This window comes from Aeromonas sp. 2HA2, from assembly GCF_029237345.1.
GTDB classification, from domain to species: domain Bacteria; phylum Pseudomonadota; class Gammaproteobacteria; order Enterobacterales; family Aeromonadaceae; genus Aeromonas; species Aeromonas salmonicida.
In genome coordinates, this window is sequence record NZ_JAACGB010000021.1 from 1 (window position 1) to 20,761 (window position 20,761).

The 20,761-nt window shown below is 54.9% G+C and carries 20 protein-coding genes and 1 pseudogene; 14 read left to right on the plus strand and 7 right to left on the minus strand.

What is annotated here, in order from left to right:
• Positions 1–123 precede the first annotated feature (123 nt).
• Positions 124–621 (minus strand): type IVa pilus pseudopilin TppE, encoded by a 498-nt coding sequence (gene tppE / locus GWQ29_RS19980; protein ID WP_275920164.1) that lies wholly within the window; start codon positions 619–621, stop codon positions 124–126.
• A gap of 146 nt (positions 622–767) precedes the next feature.
• Between tppE and GWQ29_RS19985 the strand changes: the two genes are divergently transcribed.
• The 4 genes from GWQ29_RS19985 (at position 768) to luxS (ending at position 3,921) form a co-directional block, all read left to right on the plus strand.
• Positions 768–2,390 (plus strand): NAD+ synthase, encoded by a 1,623-nt coding sequence (locus GWQ29_RS19985; protein WP_275920165.1) that lies wholly within the window; start codon positions 768–770, stop codon positions 2,388–2,390.
• A gap of 9 nt (positions 2,391–2,399) precedes the next feature.
• Positions 2,400–2,738, plus strand: coding sequence for a nitrogen regulatory protein P-II (glnB, locus tag GWQ29_RS19990; RefSeq protein ID WP_005313429.1), 339 nt, complete (start codon positions 2,400–2,402; stop codon positions 2,736–2,738).
• Positions 2,739–2,799: 61 nt separating this feature from the next.
• A complete protein-coding gene (locus GWQ29_RS19995) occupies positions 2,800–3,393 on the plus strand; it encodes a transglycosylase SLT domain-containing protein (protein ID WP_275920194.1) in 594 nt (197 codons plus the stop codon).
• Between the two features lie 18 nt (positions 3,394–3,411).
• A complete protein-coding gene (luxS, locus tag GWQ29_RS20000; protein WP_059111722.1) occupies positions 3,412–3,921 on the plus strand; it encodes an S-ribosylhomocysteine lyase in 510 nt (169 codons plus the stop codon).
• Between the two features lie 61 nt (positions 3,922–3,982).
• Here the strand turns inward: luxS and GWQ29_RS20005 are convergent, their stop codons facing one another.
• Positions 3,983–5,005 carry a GGDEF domain-containing protein gene (locus GWQ29_RS20005; RefSeq protein ID WP_005313421.1) on the minus strand — a complete coding sequence of 341 codons (1,023 nt, stop codon included), beginning with the start codon at positions 5,003–5,005 and terminating at the stop codon, positions 3,983–3,985.
• A gap of 134 nt (positions 5,006–5,139) precedes the next feature.
• Between GWQ29_RS20005 and rnr the strand changes: the two genes are divergently transcribed.
• The gene (rnr, locus tag GWQ29_RS20010; protein ID WP_275920166.1) at positions 5,140–7,500 is read left to right on the plus strand and encodes a ribonuclease R; all 2,361 of its coding nucleotides are present in this window, start codon (positions 5,140–5,142) and stop codon (positions 7,498–7,500) included.
• 416 nt (positions 7,501–7,916) lie between these two features.
• Here the strand turns inward: rnr and GWQ29_RS20015 are convergent, their stop codons facing one another.
• From GWQ29_RS20015 to GWQ29_RS20030, 3 genes are all read right to left on the minus strand, one after another.
• Positions 7,917–8,669, minus strand: a complete 753-nt coding sequence (locus tag GWQ29_RS20015) for a DUF2971 domain-containing protein (RefSeq protein WP_275920167.1) — start codon at positions 8,667–8,669, stop codon at positions 7,917–7,919.
• 89 nt (positions 8,670–8,758) lie between these two features.
• Positions 8,759–9,583 (minus strand): DUF6602 domain-containing protein, encoded by an 825-nt coding sequence (locus GWQ29_RS20020; protein WP_275920168.1) that lies wholly within the window; start codon positions 9,581–9,583, stop codon positions 8,759–8,761.
• A 145-nt stretch (positions 9,584–9,728) separates the two neighbouring features.
• Complete coding sequence (locus GWQ29_RS20030) at positions 9,729–11,486, minus strand: AAA family ATPase (RefSeq protein WP_275920169.1); 1,758 nt, start codon at positions 11,484–11,486, stop codon at positions 9,729–9,731.
• A gap of 895 nt (positions 11,487–12,381) precedes the next feature.
• On the opposite strand from GWQ29_RS20030, the gene rlmB reads away from it, so the two are divergent.
• From rlmB to GWQ29_RS20055, 5 genes and pseudogenes are all read left to right on the plus strand, one after another.
• Positions 12,382–13,131, plus strand: a complete 750-nt coding sequence (rlmB, locus tag GWQ29_RS20035; RefSeq protein ID WP_275920170.1) for a 23S rRNA (guanosine(2251)-2'-O)-methyltransferase RlmB — start codon at positions 12,382–12,384, stop codon at positions 13,129–13,131.
• A gap of 9 nt (positions 13,132–13,140) precedes the next feature.
• On the plus strand, positions 13,141–13,707 hold the full coding sequence (locus tag GWQ29_RS20040; RefSeq protein ID WP_275920171.1) for a Crp/Fnr family transcriptional regulator: 567 nt from the start codon (positions 13,141–13,143) through the stop codon (positions 13,705–13,707).
• A 55-nt stretch (positions 13,708–13,762) separates the two neighbouring features.
• Positions 13,763–14,212, plus strand: a complete 450-nt coding sequence (locus GWQ29_RS20045; RefSeq protein WP_125601312.1) for a GNAT family N-acetyltransferase — start codon at positions 13,763–13,765, stop codon at positions 14,210–14,212.
• A gap of 217 nt (positions 14,213–14,429) precedes the next feature.
• Complete coding sequence (locus GWQ29_RS20050; RefSeq protein ID WP_021138599.1) at positions 14,430–15,290, plus strand: DMT family transporter; 861 nt, start codon at positions 14,430–14,432, stop codon at positions 15,288–15,290.
• 129 nt (positions 15,291–15,419) lie between these two features.
• Positions 15,420–16,266, plus strand: a pseudogene (locus GWQ29_RS20055) (DMT family transporter).
• A gap of 45 nt (positions 16,267–16,311) precedes the next feature.
• Here the strand turns inward: GWQ29_RS20055 and GWQ29_RS20060 are convergent.
• Complete coding sequence (locus GWQ29_RS20060) at positions 16,312–17,160, minus strand: hypothetical protein (RefSeq protein ID WP_275920172.1); 849 nt, start codon at positions 17,158–17,160, stop codon at positions 16,312–16,314.
• 107 nt (positions 17,161–17,267) lie between these two features.
• Complete coding sequence (locus tag GWQ29_RS20065) at positions 17,268–18,491, minus strand: Nramp family divalent metal transporter (protein ID WP_275920173.1); 1,224 nt, start codon at positions 18,489–18,491, stop codon at positions 17,268–17,270.
• Positions 18,492–18,728: 237 nt separating this feature from the next.
• Between GWQ29_RS20065 and rpsF the strand changes: the two genes are divergently transcribed.
• From rpsF to GWQ29_RS20085, 4 genes are all read left to right on the plus strand, one after another.
• A complete protein-coding gene (gene rpsF, locus GWQ29_RS20070; protein WP_005313395.1) occupies positions 18,729–19,118 on the plus strand; it encodes a 30S ribosomal protein S6 in 390 nt (129 codons plus the stop codon).
• Positions 19,119–19,148: 30 nt separating this feature from the next.
• Positions 19,149–19,379 carry a 30S ribosomal protein S18 gene (rpsR, locus tag GWQ29_RS20075; protein WP_005313392.1) on the plus strand — a complete coding sequence of 77 codons (231 nt, stop codon included), beginning with the start codon at positions 19,149–19,151 and terminating at the stop codon, positions 19,377–19,379.
• Positions 19,380–19,428: 49 nt separating this feature from the next.
• On the plus strand, positions 19,429–19,875 hold the full coding sequence (gene rplI / locus GWQ29_RS20080) for a 50S ribosomal protein L9 (RefSeq protein WP_005313386.1): 447 nt from the start codon (positions 19,429–19,431) through the stop codon (positions 19,873–19,875).
• A gap of 100 nt (positions 19,876–19,975) precedes the next feature.
• Positions 19,976–20,719, plus strand: coding sequence for a ferredoxin--NADP reductase (locus GWQ29_RS20085; protein ID WP_265422215.1), 744 nt, complete (start codon positions 19,976–19,978; stop codon positions 20,717–20,719).
• Positions 20,720–20,761: the final 42 nt, after the last annotated feature.

Consider the following 20,761-nt stretch of genomic DNA (forward strand, 5'->3'; position numbering starts at 1 on the left):
ACCAAAGACGGTTAATCGGGCATTTTTATGGTTGTTCACTGGGGCACCTCGGATGATTGGTTTGGTTGGCGCCTCCAGTTTTCCGGGAATGCCCCGAGTGAACAACCTACAGAGAGATCACAGCTAGGGGCAGATGACGGCGGTATCTGTTTTGCTGCTGCGCCCTGATGCGGCAATGACGAGGTTAATGGTCGGTTCCCCGCTGACGCATATTGAAATGGTCATATTTGTCCCAAGGCTGGTTCCATCAGTGGCGAACAAGACGCGGGTTCTTGTCGAACTGAGTACGGTATCGGCTGAAAACACAGGGGTTCTGGATAGCTCGGTTTCGCCATTATCCAGTCTGGCGTTGCTGTTGCTGTCAGTGAACACCAGCAATTGGCTTGGACTGTTTGTGACACATTGATTGTCGGTGTTGACCAGGCATGCTGTCACGGTTTGTTGATCGCTGATTGCCTGATTGCGAGCAAAACGCAGATGTTTCATGAGGCGCTCACTTTCATAATTGGCGCGGTTATCTTGAAGCAGGTTGCCGAGGGAAGGAATGCCTATGCCGAGCAAAATGACGGCCAGGGCAATCGCAATCATCAGCTCCAGCAAGGTAAATCCGGCTTGTTTCATATGAACTTGGGCCTGTCGTTCCGTGACTGTTTACAGCTTATCCCTCCCTGTGGTTGCTGTCACATGCTAACACCCGTCTTGAACTGGCAGATTGCCCCCCTTTTCTTTATCATTCCCCATCATTTTCGATTTTAAGATGTATCGCCATGGCAAAAGCCCTCTCTCTGATGCTTGCCCAGTTGAATCTGACGGTAGGCGCCATCGAAGATAACTGTGACAAGGTGCTGGCTGCGGCCGCCCAGGCCGAGCAACAAGGCGCCGACCTGCTGGTGTGCTCCGAGCTCGCCTTGACCGGCTATCCGCCGGAAGACCTGTTGCTGCGCAGCGACCTGATGATCCGTGTCGACGCTGCGCTGGCTCGCATCGCGACCTGGCAGGGCAGCTGTGCCATTCTGGTGGGGCATCCCTGGCGTGAAGGGGCGGCGCTCTATAACGCCGCTTCCCTCTATGAGCAGGGCAAGCTGGTTGCCCGCTACTTCAAGCAAGACCTGCCCAACTACGGCGTATTTGACGAGAAGCGCTATTTCACCGCGGGCACGGATACCTGCGTGGTGCCGTTCCGTGGTCATAAGCTGGGACTGCTCATCTGCGAAGATCTGTGGCAACCGGGCCCGGTGCTGGCCGCCAAGGCGGCAGGGGCCGAGCTGCTGCTCACCATCAACGCCTCGCCCTACGATCAGGAGAAACCCTGGATCCGTCGTGAACTGATGACTGAGCGTTGCAGCCAGACCGGTTTGCCGCTGGTCTACCTCAATCAGGTGTGTGGCCAGGACGAGCTGATCTTCGATGGCTGTTCCAAGGTGTTCAACAGCCTGGGTGAGCTGACCCACAAGCTGGCCCCGTTTGCCGAAGAGCTGGCCCTGGTGCGCTTTGCCGATGGCCAACCGGTGAAAGAGCGTGAACCGGCCGCCCCGCTCGAGCCATTGGCCGAGACCTATCAGGCGCTGGTGCTGGCGGTGCACGACTACATCACCAAGAACGGCTTCCAGGGCGCCGTATTGGGCCTCTCCGGTGGTATCGACTCCGCCCTGACCCTGGCAATCGCTGCTGACGCCATCGGGGCTGACAAGGTGCAGGCGGTGATGATGCCGTTCCGTTACACCGCCCAGATGAGCGTGGAGGATGCCAAGGAGCAGGCCGAGCGGATGGGGGTCGAGTTTGACATCATCTCCATCGAGCCCATGTTTGAAGGGTTTATGACCCAGCTGGCACCGCTGTTTGCCGGTACTGCCCGCGATACGACAGAAGAGAACCTGCAGGCACGCTGCCGCGGTGTGCTCTTGATGGCGCTCTCCAACAAGCGTCGCCGCATAGTGCTGACCACGGGCAACAAGAGCGAGATGGCCGTGGGCTATGCCACCCTGTATGGTGACATGGCGGGCGGTTTTGATGTGCTCAAAGACGTGCCCAAGACCCTGGTCTTCAAGCTGTGCGAATATCGCAATTCAGTCGATTATGTGATCCCGCAACGGGTCATCGACCGTCCTCCTTCGGCAGAATTGGCGCCGGATCAGGTGGATCAGGACAGCCTGCCCCCCTACGACATCCTGGATGCCATCCTCAAGCGCTATGTGGAAGAGGATGCCTCTGTCGCCGACATGGTGGCAGAAGGATTTGAAGAGGTGGTGGTGCGCAAGGTGATCCGGTTGGTGGATCTCAACGAGTACAAACGTCGTCAGGCTGCCGTCGGGCCCCGTATCACGGCCCGCAACTTTGGTAAGGATCGTCGTTACCCCATCACATCCGGGTTCGGCAAACAGAACTGGTAAGGAGTCACCATGAAGAAGATTGAAGCCATCATCAAACCGTTCAAGCTGGACGATGTGCGCGAGGCCCTGGCCGAGATCGGCATCAACGGCATGACGGTATCCGAAGTCAAAGGCTTCGGCCGTCAGAAGGGGCATACCGAGCTCTATCGCGGCGCCGAGTACATGGTGGATTTCCTGCCGAAGGTGAAGGTGGAGCTGGTGGTGCAGGACGAGGATCTGGATGCCTGCATCGAAGCCATCCAGAACACGGCCCGTACCGGCAAGATTGGTGACGGCAAGATCTTCGTTTGCGAGGTGGAGCGTGTCATTCGTATCCGTACCGGCGAAGAGAACGAAGACGCGATTTGATGTGATGGATGTGCCTCGTATCGACCAGGAGAACGAAGAGACAAACCTTCAGATGTCATGGATGCGCCTCTTCGTGGCGGCGGGCCTGCTGATTGACCTGACCGCCTGCAGTACCCGCCCGCCGGCCCAGCCGGAAAATCTATGCCAGATCTTTCGGGAAAAGCCCGACTGGCACAAGGCGGCGATCAAGATGAACGAGAAGTGGGGCACACCTGTTCAGGTGGTGATGGCCATGATGTATCAGGAGTCCTCCTTCGTACATGATGCCCAGCCGCCAATGGGCTACTTCCTCTTCATTCCGACCGGGCGAGCCAGCTCCGCCTATGGTTATGCCCAGGTGAAAGATGAGACCTGGGACGACTACCAACGGGAAACCGGCAACAGCTGGAGCAGCCGCGACGACTTTGCCGACGCCATCGATTTCATGGGCTGGTACACTAACAAGGCCCAGCGGCTGAATGGCACTTCCAAGTGGGATGCCTATGGCCAGTATCTCAACTATCACGAAGGGTGGGGTGGCTACCGGCGTGGCAGCTACCGCAGCAAGGGGTGGCTGATGAAGACCTCCCGCAAGGTAGAGGCGCGTGCCCAGCGCTACGGCGCCCAGTATCGACAATGCAAGGATCAGCTCTCCAGCGGGGGCTGGTTCTGGTAACCAAATCAGGAGTCAGAAATGCCGTTATTGGACAGTTTTACCGTTGACCACACCCGTATGGAAGCGCCTGCAGTGCGCGTGGCCAAGACTATGCAGACCCCGAGCAAGGACACCATAACCGTGTTCGACCTGCGTTTCTGCGTGCCGAACCAGGAGATCCTCTCCGAACGCGGCATTCACACCCTTGAGCACCTGTTTGCCGGTTTCATGCGTGATCACCTGAACGGCAATGGTGTGGAGATCATCGACATCTCCCCCATGGGTTGCCGTACCGGTTTCTACATGAGCCTGATTGGCGCGCCGGACGAAGCCCGTGTGGGCGCCGCCTGGCAGGCTGCCATGAGCGATGTGTTGACCGTGCAGGAGCAGGCCAAGATCCCGGAGCTGAACGAATATCAGTGCGGCACCTTCAGCATGCATTCGCTGGAGGAAGCCCATGAGATCGCTCGTAACGTGCTGGCGCGTGGTATCGGCGTCAACCACAACGACGAGCTGGCACTGCCTGAAGAAAAGCTGAAAAGCCTCTAGGTTGTGCATGGCAAAAATGAAAAAGGCCGGTCATTGACCGGCCTTTTGTTGTCTGGAGGATTCAGGACGGCAAGGGCATGACCCGGTTGCGGCCCAGCTCTTTTGCCTTGTAGAGCAGCTTGTCGGTGCGCTCGACCAGCGCATCGCCTGTTTCCTGACCATTGTACTCACCCACTCCGAACGAGGCTGTGATGTGGTCGATGCGGCGGCCGGACTTGCGATCCAGGATGGACATCTTCTCTATGGCACGGCGCAGACTCTCGGCCATCTGGCGGCTCAGGGCCAGGTTGCGCATGGGCACCAGCAGGGCAAACTCCTCACCACCGAGCCGATAGGCGGTGACGCCCTCCTTGCACGTTTCCCGCAGCCGCTTGCTGAAGGCACGCAGTACCTGATCCCCAAGCAGGTGACCATATTCATCGTTGAAATTCTTGAAGCGGTCGATGTCCGACAGAATGAGGGAGAAGGTCTGCTTGCTGCGGATCAGGCCGTCTATCTCCAGATCGAAGGCGCGGCGATTGAGCAGGGAGGTAAGGGCATCCTCGTTGGCCAGCTTGCGGGTTTCGTTCAGTGCCTCACGCAGCTCTTTGATCTCTTTCTCTGCATTGCTGAGCTGATTGCGAAAGTGCATGGTCGACATGCGCACATCCCGCGATTCGCGCACCAGATCTCGCAAGATGCCCATGGTGTCGTCAAGGCTAAGCCCTTCATCATCGATGAGACTCAGTCGATCGAAGCTCTTGTCGAGCATCTCCTGAAACATGCCGGTGTCGGAAATGGCGTCTTGCATGGTGTGGCCGAGCTCGTTGGCCATGGCGGCCAGACTGAGTTTCATGGCCTCCATCTGCTGCTCATCCTGGGCGGCGAGGTGCTGATGATAGAGCCGCTCGCAGGTGGTGAGTGAACAGGTGCCCTGCAGCTTGATCGCCTGATCGATGGCCTGATTGAGCTCTGGCATGCTGGCCGACACGTAGTTATACCAAAGGGTATAGTTATCCGGCGTCGTGGGAATTTGATACTTGATCATCAGTGGAACCGCCTGCTTAAGATAGGCGGCGGATTGCGCGAACGAGTCCTTGCTCATGAGTTCCGTGTCTCATCATGCCTGCAAACTTTGCATAGTATGACAGAGAGATTGGCCAAAAGGCAGTCGATGGATGCCATTAGCTCCCCCCTTCGATATAATGTCTGCGTTACTACCTACCCTAAGGCCTGCTTATGTCTCAAAAAGATCCTTTCCTCCAACGCGAGGCCGAAAAATACGAAAACCCCATCGCCAGTCGCGAGATGCTGCTGGAGCTCATCAAGGGTCATGAAAAACCCATGACCCGTGAGGAGTTGGCCAAGGCCCTCAAGCTGACCGACGAAGAGCCGTTGGAAGCCTTGCGCCGTCGTCTGCGCGCCATGGAGCGCGATGGGCAACTGGTATTCACTCGCAACCAATGTTACGCCCTGCCGGATCGTCTGAATCTGGTAAAAGGGTATGTACTCGGCCATAAAGATGGTTTCGGTTTTCTGCGCCCGGAAGGTGGTGGACCGGATCTTTATTTGAACAACCGCGAGATGCAGCGCCTGATGCATGGCGACTATGCGCTGGTGCAACCGACCGAGATCGATCGCAAGGGTCGTCAGGAAGCGCGACTGGTGCGTCTGCTCAAGTCCCGCGAGGCGGATATCGTCGGCCGTTACTTCGTCGAGAATGGCGTCGGTTTCGTGGTGCCGGACGACAGCCGCATCGGCCAGGACATCATCATCCCCGAAGGGGAAAACAAGGGTGCCCGCCAGAGCCAGGTGGTGGTTGTGCGCATCAATCAGCGCGCCACCTCCCGCATCAACGCGGTCGGTACCGTGCTGGACGTGCTGGGCGAGAACATGGCGCCGGGCATGGAGATCGAGATCGCCCTGCGTACCCACGGCATTCCACATACCTGGCCGGAAGAGGTGACCAAGGAGGTTGCCGGTCTGGGCGAACAGGTACCAGAGAAGGCCAAAGAGGGTCGTATCGACCTGCGTGCCCTGCCGTTGGTCACCATAGACGGGGAAGATGCCCGCGACTTCGATGACGCTGTCTTCTGTGAAGCCAAGCGCGGTGGCGGCTGGCGCTTGTGGGTGGCCATCGCGGATGTCTCCTCCTATGTGAAGCCCGGTACAGCGCTGGATGCCGAAGCGTATCAGCGCGGCAACTCTGTCTACTTCCCCGAGTTCGTGGTGCCCATGCTGCCGGAGGTGCTCTCCAACGGTCTCTGCTCCCTGAACCCGCAGGTCGACCGCCTGTGCATGGTGTGCGAGATGACCATCTCAGCCGCCGGCCGCATGTCCGGTTACAAGTTCTACGAAGCAGTGATGAACTCCCACGCGCGCATGACCTACAGCAAGGTGGCGGCGATCCTGGATGGCGAGCCCAAGCTGCGTCAGCAGTACGAGCCGCTGGTGGGCCATATCGAGGAGCTCAACAACCTCTACAAGGCGCTCAAGCACGCCCGTCACCAGCGTGGCGCCGTGGAGTTCGAGAGCGAAGAGACCCGTTTCATCTTCAACGCCCAGCGCAAGATCGACCAGATAGTGCCGCTGGTGCGCAACGATGCCCACAAGATCATTGAAGAGTGCATGATCCAGGCGAACGTGGCCGCGGCCCGTTATATCGAGAAGAACGAAGCCTTTGCCCTGTTCCGGGTGCATGACCGTCCGGGCGAAGAGCGCCTGACCGGTTTCCGTGACTTCCTGGCCGAGCTGGGTCTGGAGCTCAAGGGTGGCCTTGAACCCGAGCCGAAAGACTTTGCCGAGCTGGCCGCCAAGTTTGAAGGGCGCCCCGATGCGGAGCTGCTCTCTACCATGCTGCTGCGTTCCATGCGTCAGGCGGTTTATCAGGCCGACAATATCGGCCACTTCGGTCTGGCATTAAAGTCCTACGCCCACTTCACCTCGCCGATCCGTCGTTACCCCGACCTTATCCTGCACCGCGCCATCAAGTACCAGACGGCCAAGGAGCAGCAGGGCAATCTGCGCCACAAGTGGACCCCGAGCGGTGGTTATCACTACCAGCTGGAAGAAGTGGACCCGATGGGCGAGCACTGCTCCATGACAGAGCGCCGTGCCGACGATGCGACCCGCGACGTGGCTGACTGGCTCAAGTGCGAGTACATGCTGGATCACGTGGGTGACGAGTTTGACGGCGTCATCGCCAGCGTCACCGGCTTTGGTTTCTTCGTCCGTCTGGCGGAGATCCACATCGATGGTCTGGTGCACGTCAGCACCCTCACCAACGACTACTACCAGTTTGATCCCCTGCACATGCAGCTGATCGGCGAGAACTTCCGCCGTCGCTACCGTCTGGGTGACAAGGTACGGGTCAAGGTGATGGGCGTGAATCTGGACGATCGCAAGATCGACTTCGTGATGGTGGAAGCGCCACTCACCGGCAAGGATGGCAAAGAGGTGGTGCGCAAGCCTGCCAAGGGGGGCCTGCGTCACGATAAACGCAAAGAGGGCAAGGAGACCGGCAAATCCGACAAGGGTGGCCGCGCCAAGCCCAGCAACAGACGACCGAGCAAAAAGGCTCGTGACAAGGCCAAGGGATAAGCCCTTCGGCCATGGCCTGGGTCCAGCGACCCGGGCTGAGGTCGTAAGGGGCTGATGGCCCCGGGTTATCTCCTCCAGAGCCCGATAGTGCCGGAGACAAAAAAAATCCGAACCCTGTTACCGGGGTTCGGATTTTTTATGGTCAGCGAAAGGGGAGGGGCTCAGCCCTTCGGCGGAGCTCGGCTAAGCTCCGTGCCTATGGCTAGGAGCACAATCCCTGCGCGATTGCCATTCTATAGGTCGCTACGCGGCGCTCAGAAAGGTGGGTGTCCCATTTTTCGGTGCTAACGCCCGCCTAAGGGGCTGACAACGCATAACACTAAACTCAAACATAACAGCCATAACCACAACTGCTCATTGGGACTGGAAATGCTGCGCATTGACAGTCCCTCTTGAGGCGTTTGTTATACGAATTTTTATTCGAGCTTTATACGGGGCATGTTTTTAATCTTGTATAAAGGAGACTGTATGATTTGAGTCTTGACACCAAGATCTTTTATTTTCGTCATCAAACTATTTGCATCAACTGAATTCAAACGCGGATCTATACATATTTCATCAAGCAGAAGGTCGGTATTGAAAGGAACCCGATAAAGACCATTACTACCGTGAGTCTCATCAAAATCGTTCGCTAAAAGTCGTACTTCATGTTCATGCGAAAACTCAGGCCGTTTAATACATAATAATTCCGCAAAGTTATCGTTTTGTCCTCCCATAGCTAGACTTGTGAAAGTTATTTCTGACAGAAAACCAAAAATTTTACTTTCACTCCAATATTTGACATTTCCTATGAAGTAACACAAACCTTGACAATCTGCGCGAGAGTTGAAAATCGGTTCAAATAGTTTACGTATAGTAGTTGAAACTCTTACCCCTTGTTTATCAGGACTATATATACGCCACATGGCATCAGTATCTTTTTCTGTAGTCCAACACTGTCCGTACCAATCTTTTGCTAAATTATCTAATGTGGCGACTTTATTGTTACCGCAGTCAACTTCAGCCTTAAAGAAAAAGTTTTCGAAAGGGTCTTCCCACATGGACGGTTTGACTAAAACGAGCTCTTGGTTGTTTATTAATTCTTCAAACCTGTCATAGCTAAACACTCGATATATTTTTTGATCTAGGTTTTTAATATTAATACAGTTATCTTCTACTTTTCTGAACATCAAGTATTCCTTTATTCATATAACGCTCTCAATAAACGGCGAGAGGGACGAGCGTCCGGCGACCGACGGGAGCGAGTTTGATTTCATTGTTATACCTTCCCACTAATATTTACCGGAAAGGGCTCATACTCTTTAGCTTTGCCACTAATGCCATGAAAATAGTCTTGAGCCGAGAAGTCGACTAAAGGTAGAACCCTGAACAATGATACTAGCTCATATGCCAGCTCAATTAGCGGCGGGTTATATGTTTCCGCCAAAGGATCAGAGATTGCAAATGCACTAGCTTTTCGCGGATCGACAATAACGAGCTCTGATCCACTGATATATCTAAATGAAGACCCTCTAACATCAACATACATATTGGGCCACAACGACTTATCTCCAGTGCTTTCAAAGAAGCTAATAAATTCCGACTTGAGATTTGTGCTTGATAATGATTTTTCTGTCAAAATCGCCCCAAATATTTGGTGATAGAAATCATTCTTATCTAGCTTTCTTTTGCCAGGAAGCACATAGTTATTTCCTTTGTTTGTCCTGTCGAGCTGCTTTACTGATTTGATGTTATCAAAAGCTTGGCGAAGAGCATTGCCGCTTGCCATTGAGGCTTTATTTTCAATGACAGCGACTACTGACTCAACCATAAAGTGTTTTATCTCTCCAATTTCAAATGTTGAGTGATAGTCATCACGGTATATTACAATGTCAATTTGGTTGCTAATCCCACCTACGGCATCAATCACAAAGCCAGTATCGACGCTGTACTTTTTGGGAATAATTTTTTTGAGAAAGTTTTTTAAAATCTGCTCCCTTGCGCGACCATTTTCTCCTGGATGCCTAATATTTCTCGTCAGCTCTAGATCATCCAGTACACTTTTATTTAACGCTTTAACTATCTTCTTAGTAATTAGAACCATACAAATACCTAATTGTATAAAGCCCTGTTAAGGGGTGAACAACGCAATACCGAAGCCGCCGCAAACCACCTTAATCAATAAAATCAACGCATAGTAAAAATGCCATGCGTTGCGAATCCCTCTTGGACAGTTTGTTATTCGTGCTCTACAGCCAATTAATGAAGTCTGCTAATTCTTGATAATTTACACACACGTTGTTGATACCATTTGCCTGTACATCCGTTTTGAACTGTGCCCAATGAACTTCATCTTTACCAGTTAAGCCTAGATATACTTCAATAGCGCCCAATCTCCAAAGCCAAATACCTTGAGACTTCAAGTTGTCATGTATATTTTGTATGTGTGGGATAGCTGATGGCTCAATAGCTAATTTTTCAAAACACTGAGCAGCACTGATTGCTTGTGTATTTTGAGGCCAATGCTGACTTGTTAGGTTCATCCCGTATGTACCAGCAATTTGTTGAAATATAGTTTTTATTGCGGCTATATCTGGGTCATTTTGCGGTAAGAATCCATTTTTTATAGCTTTAGTTATAAAATCCAAATCACAAATCGCCTTGGCTGGTAAATCCATTGCATTAAGTATTGCCATAGATTTCTTCGTATCTCCTACACCACTTTGAGCAACCAAAGCATACTTATCAATTCCCATTGCTCTATTTTTAACTACCTTGTAGATGTACGGTAATAATCGCAGTTCTGTCTTTCCTTCAGTCAAAATAACTTTTTCAGAAAACAGAATGTGTGATGAATGAGAAAGCGAAAATAGTTGTTCCATTTGATGAGTAGAATCACTGACAACCGTTTGAATCGCATCGCTTAACCTAAGTCTTGAATAGGTACAGTTCGATGTGTCTTTCCGAATTAATAAGGTTTTAGGGGCTTCTTCCGCAGTTATCATATTTGCAGAGTGAGTGGAAAATATAACTTGATATCCATTCTTTGAAAGATTGACCAAAGCCTCTCTAACCTGTTCAATTCCAAAGGGATGCAAATACAATTCGGGCTCATCAATAAGAAGTAACTTAGTTGTGATTCCATGAGGATTACTTACATCAGCTAAATGCCTTACAAGCCCCATTTGAATTGATCTTTGAGCACCATGTCCATAAGAGCTGAAATCACGTTCATCTGTACTGTTTGATTCTAGAACTTTAATGGTACCAGATGTTAAAAGTTCTTCTTCAGTCGGTGTCGGAAAGTGTAACTTTATACTTATATCTGGAAATAAATCCTGAATTTTGTTGTTCAGGCTTTGATCAATTGCACTCAACTGGCTAAGTCTAGTTGATCCATCAGATGCAATGAGGCTACTAATATTATCTAAATGCGTCTTTATTTGATTTCCATGAGCCGCTTGAACTTGTTGAGTAATATTTGCAAGTAGTTTTCCAATTGTTGTTGTGTTTTTGGCTTTTGAAGCATCTTCTGCAGCATCCTCCATTGCGCCAATACGAATAGGTTCAGGCAATATGGCTTTAAGTGCATTATCAATTCCTGTCGGGTTCAATGCCCATTGAGATGTACTGTCATCCCACACATGGATCTTGATGCTTTCAGTGGTTGATATTGGTGAGGCTTGCTCTCTTTTAATAGTTAACTTGTCATTGTTTAATCCATATAAATAAGGAGAAATTGAGTTTTTATGTGCCGTTGTCATCTGACTTAATAAAGCTGTTGATATACCTATTATATTCGCTTCAACAATGATGGGTTGAGTTGGATCATTAAAAAATGATACATTTAATGTTTTTTTCTTTAACAACCAGTTTATTGCGGTTAGGCAGTTAGACTTTCCTGCATTATTATAGCCGACTAGCGGTGTATAATCAGAAAGAAACAATTTCGTATCGTTGCAAGATTTAAAGTTTTTTATGTTTACTTTCTCAATAAAATGAGTCATTGCCGAGTTCCATACTTATATTTAAGATTAAGATTAAGATTAAGATTAAGATTAAGATTAAGATGAAAATTGATTTTAACTACTAACAGTGATTAGGTGGAAGGCGGTACTAATCCGTTAGCAGAGAATTCCATATAACTCCGTAACATTTTATTGCCGCCAAGTGAAAATTATCATTAAACCATAATTTTACCAGATTGCATTTTGTGCCGAGCGTATTCGCTTGACTTCCTTTTTTTACACCACTATTAGCACTGTGTGAAAAAACAGTGCACAGATCTGTCTTGGAAAGCGTTGCCTCATCACGACTACGTGAACAGGTCAGAAATGAAAATGAGGCCGTTACCATGTTGAGTGATCGCTCCACTCGCTTATCTATTCCACCAGACAAGGCTACCGCCCCTGAATTTCAGCCTCCAGTCTGCTGCTGTTTACCTGCGTGGTTTCGCTGGCCTGGCTCATGGGTGACTCCGACGAGACGGTTGCCAAACGGATATGATAACGAGTGCCGCCGGGGAGAAAAGAGGGGAGTGATGATTTCCGGAGCAGGATCAACAAATTCATCGAGACTGGCTAGGGCTGGAAGATAGCAACTCTGGTGAGGCGTCAGAGGGGCATCAGATAAGTAAGGTATTGGATTCCTCTGTCATTCATTGAGGGGAGAGGGCAGGGTCAGGTACGCCATCAAGGATGATGGCGCAGCCGCATCAAGAGGCCTGTCATAGATCCGGAGCTTGGCCGAGCAGCTTCCTCCTCCCTAGATGCCGGTCTCTCTGGTATGATGCGTCATCATTTAGCGACCGGTGACGACGCCAGCATCATGGTGGTCAGGCTGCCGGTACGGCCATTTTTCTTCGGGGCGCATTCATGCGACCCGACACCACGGATCTTGAACATGAGTACTGAACTGATCTACGGCATTCACGCTGTATCCGCGCTGCTGGAGCGCACCCCGGAGCGTTTCATCGAAGTGTGGGCCCTCAAGGGGCGGGATGACGACCGGCTGCAACCCTTGCTGATCGAGCTGGAGTCCCTCGGCCTCAAGGTGCAGAGCGTGAACCGCAAGACCCTTGATGACAAAGCGGAAGGTAACAATCACCAGGGCATCATGGCCAAGGTGATAGAGGCGCCCAAGCTGGCCGAGCACGACTTGGCCAGCCTGCTGGACAACCTGGCCGAGCAAAAGGCTCAGCCTTTCCTGCTGGTGCTGGACGGGGTGACAGATCCGCACAACCTCGGCGCCTGCCTGCGCAGTGCCGATGCGGCCGGGGTCCATGCGGTGATAGTGCCGCGTGACAAGGCCAGCGGCCTGACCTCGGTGGTGCGCAAGGTTGCCTGTGGCGCCGCCGAAGTGGTGCCGCTTATCCAGGTCACCAATCTGGCCCGCAGTCTGCGGGAGTTGAAGGATCGCGGTGTCTGGATCGTCGGTACTGCCGGTGAGGCGGATCACGATGTCTATCAGGCCAAGCTGACCGGTCCCATGGCGCTGGTCATGGGTGCCGAAGGCAAGGGCATGCGCCGCCTGACTCGCGAACACTGCGACGAGCTGGTCAGCATTCCGATGGCGGGGGCTGTATCCAGTCTCAACGTCTCGGTGGCGACCGGTGTCTGTCTGTTCGAAGCCGTGCGTCAGCGTCGCGCTTAAGGGAACGGGATGGACAGACCCCCGTTCAGTCGGGATCAGGTCACAAATGAGCAGGAGGCCGCGCGCCTCCTCTCTTTTGCCCGGCCTTTGACCCTGAGCCCTCGTACCTGCCTCTGGCATGCCGGTGACAAGCCCGATCTGCTGGTCAAGGTGGAGCAGGGGCTGCTGCGCGCCAAGGTGGTGCTGGTGGATGGCCGCGAGTACATCAAGGAGTTCTATTGGGAGGGGGACGAGTTTATCGACTTCCACCATCTGCTCAGTGGTGAACCCGCCCGCTACAGCGTGGAGGCGCTGGAGCCATGCCGCCTGCAACTTTTCAACCTGAGGGATTTGCGTCAGCTCCCTTGCTGGTCCGCCTGGTATCACCACTTGCTGGCGGTGCAGTTGCGTATCAAGGAAGAGAAAGAGTTGCTGCTATTGACCGAGAGCCCCCAGGCCCGTTATCAACACTTCCTGCACTGTTTCCCCGCGCTGGATGCCAGGGTGCCGGATCACCAGATAGCCGCTTATCTGGGCATCACCCCCATCAGCCTGAGCCGCATTCGCAAGCGGCTGAAGGATCTTAACAAAGGTTAATGCCTGCGCCCGCGCGGCTGGCTATGCTGCCTTTCTCGATGAGCAAGGAGTTCCCATGAACTGGTCCCTCAAATCTTTTGAACAACTCGACGTCAATGAGCTTTATGAATTGCTCGTGCTGAGATCCCGCGTTTTCGTGGTGGAGCAGACTTGCGTCTTCCTCGATCTGGATGGCGTCGACAAGCGTCCCGACGTGCAGCACCTGCTCGGCTGGCAGGATGGCGTGCTGGTGGCCTACGCCAGACTGATGGCGCCTGATGTGGCCAAGGCGCACCAGGTGGTGATCGGCCGGGTGGTGACATCGCCGGAGGCCAGAGGCGACGGTCTCGGTCATCGACTGATGCAGCAGGCGTTGGTGGAGTGCGAACAATTGTGGCCCGGGGTCAGCATCTATCTGGGCGCTCAGGCCCATCTGCAGGGTTTTTATGGTCGCCATGGCTTCACCGCCGTGGGTGAACCCTATCTGGAAGATGACATTCCCCACATTGGCATGACCTCGTCTTAATACCTTTAAAGCATAACAATGAAATTATTATGTCTTGAGGTAGTAAAGAAAACGGGTGCTCGACGCTATATTACTGGGTACCCTTTGAGTGATTAATCGGCAACCGTTGATGGATAGGTTTAAAAATGGTTTTTTATCCCATTAATACAAAACAAGATTCAGCAATTAAGCCGTTGAGCCATTTTATCTGCGTTCGTCACTCGAGTGGCTGTCGCTGATGGAGTTGTTGCGCAAGCGGTTCGCTCTGGACCTGCAAACCTTCGCCATCATCACTCTGGTACTGGGCAATCTGGCCCAGGCCTTCTCCGATGTGCTGGTCAAGCTGATCGGCCCCGGTTTCAGCCCCTTCCAATACATGTTCCTGCGCCAGCTGCTGACCCTGCTGGTGCTGCTGCCCTTCATGCTGCGGGTGCCGAGATCGGCCTGGGGACTGGGTGCCTGGAAATGGCACCTGCTGCGTGGTCACCTTTGCCTGCTCGGTGGTGGCGGCATGATGCTGGCGCTGACCCAGCTGCCGCTGGCCACGGCCAACGCCATCTTCTATGTCTCACCCTTGCTGACATTGCCGCTGGCGGCCTGGCTGCTCAAGGAGAAGATCAACTCCCGGGTCTGGCTGCTGGGGGGCATGGGGCTGCTTGGCGTCGTGTTCGTGCTCAAGCCGGGAGATTTCCATCTGGCGGGTCTGGGCGCGCTGGTGACCGCCTTCACTCTGGCGCTGTTCAATGTCACCGGCCGCAAGCTGCCTGCAGGGATCTCTGTGGTGGCGACCCTGTTCTGGGCAAACTTGCTGGCGCTGCCATTGACGGCTGGGTTGGCGGTGAATCAATGGCAACCTGTGGACTGGCATCTGCTGGCACTGATCGGCGGCAGCGGCGTGATGCAACTGCTCTATCATGCCAGCTGCATCTACGCCTATCGGCAGGTGGAGGCCAACCGTATTGCGGCAACCGAATACTCAGGCCTGATGTTCGTGGTGCTGATGGGAATCTGGCTGTTTGGCGAGATCCCGGCCTGGAACCTCTGGGTCGGGGTGAGTTTCATCTTGCTGGCAATCCATTGGCAGCGGCGTTTGCGCTAGCCCAGTCAACTTGACTCCATATATATGACAAACCGGCGGATGACCGGTTTGTCATATGGGCAGCTTATGAAGCCTGTCTCGGTTGCCGCACAGGAAATCGGTTAGGCTTGTGATTATCGGAACCCTGTCATGACGCCAACCATCTTTGCGGCCATCTTGCTGGCCGCGCTCCTGCACGCCCTCTGGAATGCGCTGGCCAAACGCCAGGCCGAGGGGCGTGTCAGCGTGCTGCTTGTCTCCCTCTGTTCCGGGTTGTTTGCCGCCCCTTTCTTGCCGCTGGTCGGGCTGCCTGTGCCTGCCGAATACCCCTGGTTGGCGCTCTCCATCCTGCTGCATTGTGGCTATTGTCTGTTTCTCGGTCGGGCCTATCGGCTGGGGGAATTCGGCCAGATCTACCCGCTTGCGCGTGGCAGTGCGCCCTTGGTGACTTTGCTGTTCGGGGCCTTGTTATTGGGGGAGGTGCCGGGAGTGCTGGCGGTGGCTGGCGGTGGCTGGCGCTCTGGTGCTGGTGAGCGGTGTGCTGCTGATGGCCTGGCGCGGTGGCATCAAACTGGCGTCTGGGGCCCTGAGCGCCGTGCTGATCACGGCGCTGTTTACCGCAGCCTACACCCTCTCGGACGGGGCGGGTGCCCGCTCGGCCGGGGCGCCTGTGCGCTACACCCTCTGGCTGTTTGCCCTGACTGCGCTGATGATGCCGCTGCTGATGCGCTGGCAGAGTCGCACCGCCTGGCGCGCGCTTGATCTTGCGGCGTGGCGTACCGGTGCGCTCGGTGGCGCTTTGTCACTGCTTGCCTACGGCATCGTCATCTGGGCCATGACCCAGGCGCCCATCGGGCTGGTGGCGGCGCTGCGCGAGAGCAGCGTACTGTTTGCCGTGCTGCTCTCCTGGTGCTGGCTGGGGGAGAAACTGGGGCGGGTACGACTGTGCGCCGCCTTGGTGATCCTCTGCGGTATCTTGTTGATCCGTCTTGCCTGATCCCTGGCTGCATCAGACCGGGCGCCGCCCGGCCTGATGCTTGACTCAAGGGGTGACCAGAGTCGTCAGGGTAAAGCCCTCCTCGCAGGGGGCGATCTGTACCCGCACCTGGCCCAGCTCGGCCAGTGTGGCCACATGGGTGCCGCCGCAGGGAATGGTCACCTCTTTACCTTCAAGCATGCAATGCCAGTAGCGCGAGTCTATGATGGCCTCGCCAGCACGGCTGCGGCGGATCTCGCCATCGGCCGCCAGCCAGTCGGCCAGCTGCTGGTTTACGCTGGTCTCTATCTGCGCCAGTTCCGCCAACAAAGCGTCACTATTGACCCCCTTCTTGCGCAGGCTTTTGCCGATGCGGTATTGCTCCCGAGAGCCCATGGGCTCGACTCGCGAGGTTTGAATGGCGAGGCGGTCAAAGTCGGGCTGATCGAGTGCATCGCGCTCGCTCACCTCTTTGCGCCAGTAGGGGGTCAGCATCCGATTGAGGGCCAGCGCCGCCAGATGGCAGCCGCTGTGACCCAGACTTAAGGAGTGGCGGGCAGCGGCATCCACCTTCAGTTCAACCCGGGAGCCCACGGCCAGAGTGTGATAGCCTGCCAGGGGATGCACCACCACGAAGGCCCACCCTTCGGCGCCCCGCTTGACCGGTATGTCCTTGTCCACGAACAGTTCGCCCTCCGGGCTGATGGCGCCCATCCGGCAGGGACCTACACTGGCGTCACCGCCATCCCAGCAAACCGTGCCCACATCCCCCGGTTGATCGGGCCAGAGGTGGCTTTGCGGATGAAAGGGGGTGAGGTCGGTGACCAGCAGGCTGGTATCGCCGCTCTGGCAGAAGACCACGCTGGCCGGTTCATGATGATGGCCCAGCACGAAGCTGGCTCGGGTATGTTCCATGGATGGCTCCCGCTAATCGCAGATGAAAAGAGAGCAGCATACGCCAAAGCGCAGGCCGGCTCATTAACCCGGGTTAATGAGCCGGCCTGAGCAACGGGTCGTGAGCGCTAGATCATGGCGACCAGCAGGTAGGCGTTGAGGCCGATCACCAGTGCGACGATAAGGCGACCGACAGCCTGAGTCACCGGATGGTTGCGATACTCTCCCATCAGCGCCCGATCGCCGGTCAGGATCAGCAGCGGAATGAGTGCCAGCGCTATACCAAAACTGAGCACCACCTGGCTCAGCACCAGGATCTCGGTGGTATTGAGCCCCATGGCGATCACCACGAAGGCGGGAGCCATTGTGATGGCACGGCGTAGCCAGAGCGGTATGGTGAAACGCACGAAACCCTGCATTACTACTTGTCCTGCCAGGGTCCCGACCACTGTGGAGGAGATACCCGAGGCCACCAGGGACAGGCCGAACAGGGTGGCGGCCGCCTGCCCGAGCAAGGGAGTGAGAGTCTGGTAGGCAGATTCGAGTTCGGCCACCTGCTGGTTGCCAGAACTGTGAAAGGCGGCGGCCGCCATCGCCATCATGGCCAGGTTGACGAAGCCGGCTATGGTCATGGCAATGGCTACGTCTACCCGTGTGGTGTTAAGCCGCTGAGGCACTGTGCCCTGATCCTGGGTGTGCTGGGTCAGCGCCGAGTGCAGGTAGATGACATGGGGCATCACGGTGGCACCCAACACACCAGCGGCCAGATAGACCGCCTCGCTGTTGGGCAGGCCGGGGAAGAGAGCCCCTTCCAGCAGGCTCGGCAGGTGGGGGCGGGAGAACACCAGCTCGACGATATAGGCCGCCGCCACGAACAGCAGCAGGCCGCCAACCACGAACTCAAGTGGCTTCTGGCCGCGGCTCTGCAGCATGAGAATGCCCCAGGTCACCACGGCCGTGATGCCGGCGCCTTCCAGCAGGGTGACGCCGAGCAGCAGCTTGAAGCCGACCGCTGCGCCGATGAATTCGGCCAGATCGGTCGCCATGGCGATGATCTCCGCTTGTACCCAGTAGGCCCAGACCGCCGGTTTGGGCAGCCTGTCGCGTATGTGTTCCGCCAGGTTCTTGCCGGTAACGATACCGAGCTTGGCGGAGAGGGTCTGCACCAGCATGGCCATCAGATTGGCCCACACCACCACCCACAACAGTTGATAACCGAAGGTGGAGCCAGCCTGGATATTGGTGGCGAAGTTGCCCGGATCGATATAGCCGATGGCGGCGATAAAGGCGGGCCCGAGCAGGGTAAGCTTGAATTTGCGGGCCGGAATGGCCGTGGTCAGCGCGGGTTGCATGGAAACACCCTCCATAAGATTATGGAGATAGAATAGATCTAAATGATAATTGTTATCAATTGATGTTTTGTATCATACCCATAGATAAAAACATCTGCGGCGGCCAGTTGCAGTGAGGGATGTGATTTCGTACAATATGCCGCCCTAGAAAGCAGCGTCTAAACACACCATACGTTCCTTGCCTCCGAGGTCTGGCTGCACCTGGGCGGAGGCTGAATTAATCCGTAAGGAGCTAAAATGCGTCATTACGAAATCGTCTTCATGGTTCATCCGGACCAGAGCGAGCAAGTACCCGGTATGATCGAGCGTTACACCGGTGCTATCACCACCGCGGGTGGTACTATCCATCGCATGGAAGATTGGGGCCGTCGTCAACTGGCTTACCCGATCGACAAGCTGCACAAAGCTCACTACGTTCTGATGAACGTGGAAGCAGAGCAAGCCGTTATCGATGAACTGGAAACCAACTTCCGCTTCAACGATGCCGTTATCCGCAACATGATCATGCGCACCAAGCACGCCGTGACTGAAGTTTCTCCGATGGCCAAGGCCAAGGAAGAGCGCTTCGTCCGTCGTGACGACGAGCGCCGCGAAGATACTGTTGAAGCAGCGTCTTCCGAAGAGTAATTCTGGATCACTGAATAGAGGATAAAGGCCATGGCACGTTATTTCCGTCGTCGTAAGTTCTGCCGCTTCACTGCCGAGAACGTTACCGAGATCGACTACAAAGATATCGTTACTCTGAAAAACTACGTCACTGAATCTGGCAAGATCGTACCGAGCCGTATCACCGGTACCCGCGCCAAGTATCAGCGTCAGCTGGCACGCGCCATCAAGCGTGCTCGTTACCTGGCTCTGCTGCCGTACACCGATCTGCACAACAAGTAAGAATCGGCCCGGCACTTAAGCCTAACTCAACTTCCATAGAGGAAAGGTAATGCAAGTTATCCTGCTCGACAAAATCGCCAAACTGGGCGGTCTGGGTGATCAAGTCGCTGTTAAAGCTGGCTACGCCCGTAACTATCTGATCCCGCAAGGCAAAGCCGTTATGGCTACCAAGGCCAACATCGAGACTTTCGATGCTCGCCGTGCTGAACTGGAAGCCAAACTGGCTGCCGGTAAAGCTGCCGCTGAAGAGCGCGCTGCCAAGCTGGGTGAACTGGCTGCTGTTGTTATCGCCTCCAAAGCTGGCGACGAAGGCAAGCTGTTCGGTTCCATCGGTACCCGTGACGTGGCTGATGCCATCACTGCTGCCGGCGTTGCTGTTGCCAAGAGCGAGGTCCGCATGGGCAACGTTCTGCGTAACACCGGCGAGTACGAAGTTGTTGTTCAGCTGCACGCTGACGTCAAAGCAACCGTACAAGTTCAGGTTGTTGCCCTGTAATAGCGATTCGCTGTTGCAAAAAAACCCGCGCATTTGCGCGGGTTTTTTATTTTGGGATCAAAGGGTAGAGTGAAGCTCTGTTCCTCTTGAGGAGATCCCTATGGCAGCCTGGGTCGAAGGTCGGGTCATCGAGCGCATCGAATGGACCCCCACCCTGTTTTCCCTGCGCGTGGCGGCAGAGCTTGCCCCCTACAAGGCAGGACAATTTACCAAACTGGCCCTCGCGCAGGGCGAGCGCCGCATCCAGCGAGCCTACTCCTTCGTCAATCCCCCTTCAGCCCCCTATCACGAATTCTATCTGGTCGAGATCCCGGACGGTGAGCTGACGCCATCTCTTGGCTCTCTGCAGGAGGGCGACACCCTGCTGGTGCAATCCCAGGCCACCGGCTTTCTGGTCCTTGACGAGGTGCCGTCCGGTCGCGATCTCTGGTTGCTCTCCACCGGCACTGCCATAGGCCCGTTTCTCTCCATGCTGGCGGATGGCGAGGCCTTCGACCGCTTCGAAAACCTGGTGCTGGTGCACGGGGTGAGAAGAGGAGAAGAGCTTAGCTACCAGGGGCTGATCGCCAGCTTTGCCGAGCAGCACGGGGCGCGCTTTCATTATGTTCCCTTCGTCAGTCGCGAAGGGTGGCCAGGGGCAATGGCTGGCAGGATCCCGGCGGCCATCGCCGACGGGCGACTGCAGGCGCGAGTCGGGGTCGCATTTTCACCCGAGCAGAGCCAGGTGCTTATCTGTGGCAATCCGGCCATGGTGAAGGAGACCCAGCAGACCTTGCTGGAACTCGGGCTGGCCAAGAACCTGCGGCGAGCCCCCGGCAACATCAGTGCGGAGAATTACTGGTAACGAAATGAGCACAGGGGCATCAGGCCCCTGCTGCATCAGGAG